The following is a 7972-nucleotide window of genomic DNA, read 5'->3' on the forward strand; positions in this document are numbered from 1 at the left end:
GGCCCCGCCACCGCAGGGATCCAGGCCAACCATTGCGAACCGCTCGTCCGCCGCTGACCCGCAGCATCCTTCCCCAACCACCGCACCGCCGCACTCCAGGAGATCATCATGTTCCGCAAAATCTGGACCACCGCCGTCCTGACCGCCACCGCCCTCGGCTTCGCCGCCGCCACCGCCGGACCCGCCGCCGCCGGGGTGGCCTTCAATCACTGCGAACCGCTCGTCCGCCGCTGACCTGCCATCTCGCACACCAACCCACCCGCACCGCCAACACCCTGAGGAGATCATCATGTTCCGCAAAATCTGGACCACCGCCGTCCTGACCGCCACCGCCCTCGGCTTCGCCGCCGCCACCGCCGGCCCCGCCCTCGCCGGGACACGGCTCAACCATTGCGAACCGCTCGTCCGCCGCTGACCATTGATCATGTAGCAGCCGCCGGCCCGGCTCAATCTGATTCGTGCCGGCAGCTGCTCTGAAAGGAGGCTTTTGACGTGGGCATCAGGAACCTCAAGGCACGAAGAATCCACCGGAAGGCCAAGGCCCTGTGGCGAGATGGGCACACTGAGCGTGCAGCGAGACTCGCGCTCCGTGCACTGGAACTGGTGCCCCCAGTTGAGAGCGCCAGTGTGGCTCGTGTTGCTGACCGCGTCTCCGTCCTGGAGACGCTCGCGCAATTCGCATCTGACCTTGCCAATCATTCGGAGGCCCAGCGCCGCTGTGACGATGCTCTTGTTCTTCTGGAGAAGGTGGAGCCAAGCGCCAGCCGCGATGAGTGGTGCGTGGCCCTTCTGGTCCACAAAGGAAACAGCCAACGGCTGTCTGCCAGATATGACGAATCCGCGCTCACCCTCGCTGGCGCCCTTGTTCTCGCAGAACAAACGCCTGATTCCCCTCTTCTGCCTGCCGGGCCGCTCAACGCCCTGGGGATTCTATCCAAGGACCGAGGGCTGTATGAAGACGCGGGAATCTATTACAACAGGGCCCTTGGACTGCTGACCGGTCACGCCGGGACGGACGCCCCCGAACTGGCGGCCATCTATCACAACCTCGCGGGGCTGGCCCACGTTCAGGGACAATTTACTCAGGCCGAAGAACCCGCCCGTCGGGCGGTCCATTCGCGTAGGGTGGCCAGTCCGCCGGACCCAGCCGGACTGGCTGCAGATCTGTCGGTCCTTGGCGCCGTCCTTGCTGGGCAGGAGCGTTTCGATGAAGCTGCAGCCATCTTGTCAGAAGCGCTTGCGTTGTGGCGGTCCCGGTACGGCAACAGACACTATGAGGTCGCCGTCCAGCTTCACAATCTCGCGGCAATCCAGCAGGCGCAGGGAGACTATTCATCGGCTGAGGCCACACTGGGTGAAGCCCTGGAAATCAAACGCGGAATTCTCGGAGAGTCTCATCCAGAAATCGCTGCAATTCTAAACAACCTCGCCACCGTTTACTCGGATATAGGCCGGCGGAGGGAAGCCAGGGAGTGCTACGACCATGCGATCGAAATGTTCACACAGACACTGGGCGAGGACCATCCCAGCACACTCGCCTGCATCCAGAACCGCCACAACCTCGCGTGAGAACCATTTTTGAGCGGGCGTTTTCTCAGACACGGCCACTTAGGGCCGAGCCGAAGTATTTTCCTGCTCTTGCATGGCCCAAGGAGTCAAGAGGACTGTCCGGTCTTCACTCGGCGAGTTACCCCCGCGTGAGTAGGACGCGACATTGCACCTAGGTAGGACCTACATGTGGCGGGCGAGATTGTCGTGGGTCGCAGGTGGCAAAAATTCGTACTGATTACTCTGTTCGTCCGATCTATCGAGCGGCTATGGTCATCATCAGGACCCTCACGGCGCCTGAGATATCTGTAGTGCCCTCCATCCGCGATTAGCTCCAATGACTCCTAGGAGGCGGAATGCGTTTCTCGCGTACTTCCACGGCGCTGGGCGTTATGGCCATCGCCGCACTTGCCTTGGCGGGCTGCGGCGGCGGCATGGACGGTGGTGACCCCGCAAGCAGCGATCCCAACAAGATCATCATGGCCTACAGCAACGAGCCCCAAAATCCGCTGCTGCCGGCTAACACCAACGAGAATTTTGGTGCCCGCGTCGTCGAGCTACTCTTTGAGGGGTTGCGTGCCTATGACTCGAGTGGAAAGCCCGTCAACGTACTGGCTGAATCCATCGAGACGCCTGACGCCCAGAACTGGACCATCAAGGTGAGGAGGGGGACCAAGTTCACTAACGGTGAGGAAGTCACTGCCAAGACCTTTGTCGACGCCTGGAACTTCGCGGCGCTGAGCACCAACCTCCAGAAAAACGCCTCATTCTTCGAGTCTATAGAAGGCTACGACGAGGTAAGTGCCGTCCAGCCGTCCACGGACGCGGCGGGAAAAATCACCTCAATCCCCGCCCCTACGGCAGAAAAAATGTCCGGCCTCGTGCTGAAGGATGACTCCACGATCTCCGTGAAGCTTGCCCAACCTGAGGCCGATTGGTCTCTGCGGCTTGGCTATTCGGCCTTCTATCCGCTGCCTTCGGGAGCGCTGAAGGATCCCAAGGCCTTCGGAGAGAACCCTGTCGGCAACGGACCGTACAAGATGGCCAAGGAAGGCGCCTGGGTCCATGACGAGTCCATCTCGCTGGTCAAGAACGATGCCTATGACGGACCTCGCAAGGCGAAGAACGGCGGCGTGACCTTCAAGTTCTACACCGATCCGCGCCCGGCCTACACTGACCTGCAGTCCGACAATCTGGACGTCAGTGACGTCCTGCCCTCGAACGCGTTGAAGACGTACAAGAGCGACTTTCAGGGCCGGAATGCTGCCAAGCCCATCGCCTTGAATGCAGCGCTTGTCATCCCGCCGTACAACCCGAATTTTCAGGGTGATGCTGGCGTGCTCCGTCGTCAGGCACTGTCCCATGCAATTAACCGCGAGGAAATCTGCAAGGTAGTTTTCAATGACGCCCGGACCCCGGCCACGGATTTCACTGCGCCGGTCCTTGACGGGTTCAGCGACAAGATCCCCGGCAACGAAGTGCTGAAGTTCGATCCGGCCAAGGCACGGGACCTTTGGGCCCAAGCGGAGAAGATCAAGCCATACGACTCTTCCAAGCCGCTCCTGATTGCATCGAACACTGATGGCGGCAACCAGGAATGGGTTGGGGCCGTCGTTAATGGATTCAAGAACAATCTCGGCATCCCGGCTGAAATCCAGCCCTTTGCGAGGTTCGCGGAAGTCCTCGACCTGCGTGCGTCGCAGTCACTCCCGGGCCTGGCCCACACTGCTTGGCAGGGCGACTACCCGTCGCTCTATAACTTCCTCGGCCCGGTTTGGAAGACCGGAGCGTCCGCCAACTTTGAGAAGTTCTCCTACCCGGAGTTTGACCAACTTCTTCAGGAAGGGCTGGCAGCCCGGGAGACGAGCGAGGCGAACGCCAAGTTCAACAAGGCCCAGGAGGTCCTGTTCAAGGAACTCCCCGGATTGCCGCTGTGGTATAACAGCCTCCCGATTGTGTGGAGCAACAACGTCACCTCGGCCGAGACCGGCTGGAACGGGGCCATCCTCTACTACAACATCTCGGCCAAGTAGACCGCAGGATCTGAAATTGCCGTGACAGCAATGGGGTCTGGCAGACCGCTGGGCCCCATTCACCGGCCACGGCATGAAGGCAACATGACTCTCCAGCGCATCTCCATCAGAAGGAGCGCCATCCTGTGACCAGATACATGCTCCGGCGTCTCCTTCAAGTAATTCCTGTCTTCATCGGGACCACTCTCCTCGTTTACTACATGGTCTTCGCCCTTCCGGGTGACCCGATTGCCGCGCTCTTTGGAGACAAGAAGCCCCCGCAAAGTGTCATCGACGCCCTGCGAGCCCAGTACCACCTCGACGAGCCGTTCTGGGTCCAGTACGGGATCTTCTTGAAGAACCTGTTTACCTTTAATCTGGGTAACGACTTCACGCAGCAGCCGATCGCCGCCACTCTCGGCCGGATCTTCCCCGTAACCGCGATGCTCGCAATCGAAGCGCTGATCATCGAGGCTTTGTTTGGAGTCGCGTTCGGCTTGTTTGCCGGCCTCCATAAGGGGAAACTGTTTGACTCAACTGTCCTTGTGATGTCCCTGGTCGTCATCGCGATTCCGACCTTTGTCCTGGGCTTCGTCCTCCAGGTGGTCATTGGCGTCCAGCTCGGCTGGGCCAGACCGACGGTCGGAGCAAATGCGGATTGGGGCACCCTCATCCTTCCGGCGGTTGTGCTGGGCCTTGGCTCCTTTGCCTACGTCCTGAGGCTCACACGGACGTCGGTGATCGAGAACATGAATGCTGACTACGTCCGCACAGCTACAGCAAAGGGTCTCTCGCGCCCGCGGGTGGTCATGACCCACATCCTGCGCAATTCGATGATCCCCGTCGTCACGTTCCTGGGTGCCGACTTGGGCGGGCTTATGGGCGGCGCAATCATCACGGAAGGTATTTTCAACGTCCCAGGCGTGGGCAACAAGCTCTACCAGGCTGTACTGAGGGGGGAAGGGCCAACCGTGGTAGTTATCGTCAGCGTCCTGGTCGTTGTCTTCGTGGTGGCCAACCTCCTTGTTGATCTTCTGTACGCGTGGCTTGACCCGAGGATCCGTTATGAAAAGTAAGCGTCACATCGAGCACTTTGTCGCACCTGTCGACGAAACGCCTTTGTTGGCGACCGATACGCTCAGAGTCGAGGCAGCACCTTTAAGCCTTTGGGCCGATGCCTGGCATAAGCTGCGCCGTCGACCCTCGTTCATCATTTCGTCGGCCATGATCCTTCTGATCGTCATCGTGGCACTTGCCCCCGGGCTTTTCACACAGACGCCGCCGAACGAGAACTGTCTCTTGGCACAATCGGAAGGTCCGCCGACCGAAGGCCACCCGCTTGGCTTCACGTTCCAAGGTTGCGACGTGTACTCGCGCATCATTTACGGAACGCAGGCATCCTTGAGCGTGGGTGCCTTGTCGGTCATTTGCGTGCTGGTCATCGGCGTCACCCTAGGAGCCTTGGCAGGCTATTACGGCGGGTGGATCGATTCGATCCTGGCTCGTATTGGCGACATATTTTTTGCCCTGCCTGTCCTTCTCGGCGCCCTGGTCATCACTCAGCTTCCACTGTTCCGGGAGAACAAGAGCGTCTGGACCGTCGTGATCGTGATCTCGATGTTGGCCTGGCCGCAAATGGCACGCATCACGCGCGGCGCAGTCATTGAAGTCCGGCAGGCGGACTTCGTCACTGCCGCCAGGTCTTTGGGTGTCTCCAAGTTTGGAGCACTCATCCGCCATGTCCTTCCGAACGCTATTGCGCCGGTCATTGTCCTCGCGACGCTGAATCTCGGTGCGTTCATCGTCCTGGAGGCTACACTTTCCTTCCTTGGCATCGGCATGCCCGAATCAATCATGTCCTGGGGCCATGACATTTCCGCAGCACAGCATTCGATCCGCACAAACACGATGATTCTTATCTACCCGGCCATAGCGCTGTCAGTCACGGTGCTGAGTTTCATCATGCTCGGAGACGCCCTCAGGGACGCGCTGAATCCCAAGAGCCTGCAGCGATGAAGGAAACCACCATGACGACGCCCCACGTCACCATCAGTGAAAACAGCCCGGAAGACGAACGGCCGCTACTGGAGATCAAGGACCTTGAGGTTTCCTTTGTGACTTCCAGCGGTGAGTTCAAAGCCGTCACGAACGCGCACCTCACCATCATGCCCGGCGAAACGGTCGCCGTTGTTGGTGAATCCGGTTCCGGGAAATCCACGACGGCGCTCGCCGCCATCGGTCTGCTTCCGGGCAGTGGCCGGGTCTCCGGCGGAGAGATACTGCTCATCGGTGAGGACATCGCTCATGCCCCCGAACGTCGAATGATCGAGCTTCGCGGCCATACGATCGGCATGGTCCCGCAGGATCCTATGTCAAACCTGAACCCGGTATGGAAAATCGGCTACCAGGTCCACGAAACGCTCAAGGCGAATGGCAAAGCCGCCGCGCCGTCCGACGTCGCGAAGGTCTTGGCCGAAGCAGGACTTCCGGACGCAGCCCGCCGGGCCAAACAGTACCCCCACGAGTTCTCGGGCGGCATGCGCCAGCGGGCCCTGATCGCGATCGGACTGTCCTGCCAGCCGCGGCTACTCATCGCGGATGAGCCGACCTCGGCCTTGGACGTGACGGTTCAGCGGCAGATCCTCGATCACCTCGAGAGCATGACATCAGAGCTGGGCACCGCTGTCCTGCTCATTACGCACGACCTCGGCCTCGCTGCCGACCGCGCGGACAAAGTTGTGGTGATGTACCGGGGAAATGTGGTGGAGTCTGGGCCGTCGCTAGAGCTGTTGCGCAACCCGCAGCATCCATACACCAAGCGCCTCGTGGCTTCGGCGCCTTCGCTGGCGTCCCGACGCATCCAGGTGGCAAAGGAACAAGGCATCGAGTCGAAGGAACTCCTGGCTCCCGCCGAGGCCGTCGTCGTCGAGGAGGCCTTGGCTGAACGCGTCCTGAGGGTGGAGAACCTCACCAAGGTCTTCAAGCTGCGCTCCGGAATCGGTCGATCAACCGACTTCACTGCGGTGGACGACGTGTCCTTCAGCGTGACGAGGGGCACGACGATGGCGATCGTGGGGGAGTCCGGTTCGGGCAAGTCCACAGTGGCCCAGATGGTGCTGAGCCTTTTGAGGCCCACCTCGGGTCGGATTGTCTTTGACGGCGTGGACACGTCAACCCTGACGACAAAGCAGCTCTTCGCCTTCCGCCGCCGCGTCCAACCGATCTTCCAGGACCCCTACGGCTCCCTCGATCCGATGTACAACATCTACAGGACTATCGAGGAACCCCTGCGGACGCACAGGATCGGTGATCGGACCAGCCGGGAGAGGAAGGTCCGAGAACTCCTGGACCAGGTCTCGCTGCCCCAGTCCTCCATGCAGCGCTACCCGAACGAGCTCTCGGGCGGGCAGCGCCAGCGCGTCGCCATCGCCCGTGCCCTTGCTCTGGACCCCGAGGTCATTATCTGTGACGAGGCAGTTTCAGCGCTGGACGTCCTGGTGCAGGCACAGGTGCTCAATCTCCTTGCGGATCTGCAATCCAACCTCGGGCTGGCGTACCTGTTCATCACGCACGACCTCGCGGTGGTGCGCCAGATCGCGGACCATGTCTTTGTCATGGAGAAGGGCAAGCTGGTGGAGACGGGAACCACCGACTCGGTCTTTGAAGCGCCGCAGCAGGATTACACTAAGGCCCTGCTCAACGCCATCCCCGGGTCACGGCTTAGGCTGCCACCCGAGGTGACCTGACGCAGGGCAGGGCGCGGGATTCCATTCTGTGAATGACCCCCGCGCCCTTGCCTCTCCGTGCACTACTCCATCGGGTCGGGGCATGAAACTGGCGGTCCGCAATTTTCGCCCAAGGTACCGCTGCTTGAGGGGCTGCCATGAGCCTGTCCACATTAGCGACGATCTGGCCAGCAAATGTGGCGGGGCTAGGCTACCGCCGGCCCATTTCGCATGCAGCGGCGCTCCATTGCTGTGCGATACCGGGCATGAATTATTGACTGGCTCATTGGTCAGGACCACGGCGTCGGCCCTCGCGGCCTAGGCTGCTGGCACGCCTGGAACCGTTTAGGTGCAGCCAGCATTCGGTGTGATCAACTGCTGGGCAGGCGACAGAGCAGGGCCTCGAGCCGGCATGACAGGTTGCCGGGGCAGTGATGAGGGACAGCCGCCACGATCGTTTCAGACATGCACCAACGCGACCGATCTATGCCGGCCGTCCGACTCCACAAGCTCGGGCAGTACATGGCCCAGAGGCGGATTAAGGATCGCTTAAGTCCTCCGCGCGACTCTTAGAACACAAAGCACCACCGTCCACACCGGACCTAACGATCTAGAGGGGATCCTGATCATGAAGCGAATAGAAGCATCCAGGATCCACAACAGTCAGCGGATTCACGCACTGGCCAA

At 60.6% G+C, this 7972-nt stretch carries 7 protein-coding genes; all 7 read left to right on the forward strand.

The window, feature by feature from the left end; genetic code table 11:
- Positions 1-108: 108 nt before the first annotated feature.
- Positions 109-234 (forward strand): hypothetical protein, encoded by a 126-nt coding sequence (locus JYA52_RS22695; RefSeq protein WP_276208511.1) that lies wholly within the window; start codon positions 109-111, stop codon positions 232-234.
- A 55-nt stretch (positions 235-289) separates the two neighbouring features.
- On the forward strand, positions 290-415 hold the full coding sequence (locus JYA52_RS22700) for a hypothetical protein (RefSeq protein ID WP_276208512.1): 126 nt from the start codon (positions 290-292) through the stop codon (positions 413-415).
- A gap of 77 nt (positions 416-492) precedes the next feature.
- Entirely contained in the window at positions 493-1569 is a 1077-nt protein-coding gene (locus JYA52_RS22885) for a tetratricopeptide repeat protein (RefSeq protein WP_205651195.1), read from the forward strand.
- Between the two features lie 335 nt (positions 1570-1904).
- Complete coding sequence (locus JYA52_RS00470) at positions 1905-3581, forward strand: peptide ABC transporter substrate-binding protein (RefSeq protein WP_205651196.1); 1677 nt, start codon at positions 1905-1907, stop codon at positions 3579-3581.
- 125 nt (positions 3582-3706) lie between these two features.
- Complete coding sequence (locus JYA52_RS00475; protein WP_205651197.1) at positions 3707-4636, forward strand: ABC transporter permease; 930 nt, start codon at positions 3707-3709, stop codon at positions 4634-4636.
- Positions 4626-5576: an ABC transporter permease gene (locus JYA52_RS00480; RefSeq protein ID WP_205651198.1), complete on the forward strand. Its 951-nt coding sequence runs from the start codon at positions 4626-4628 to the stop codon at positions 5574-5576. Before JYA52_RS00475 ends, JYA52_RS00480 begins: the two co-directional genes overlap by 11 nt.
- Before the next feature lie 11 nt (positions 5577-5587).
- Entirely contained in the window at positions 5588-7306 is a 1719-nt protein-coding gene (locus JYA52_RS00485) for a dipeptide ABC transporter ATP-binding protein (protein WP_240459805.1), read from the forward strand.
- The last annotated feature ends 666 nt before the right edge of the window (positions 7307-7972 follow it).

Origin of the sequence: Arthrobacter pascens, assembly GCF_017052465.1 — a bacterium.
Classification (GTDB): Bacteria; Actinomycetota; Actinomycetes; order Actinomycetales; family Micrococcaceae; genus Arthrobacter; species Arthrobacter pascens.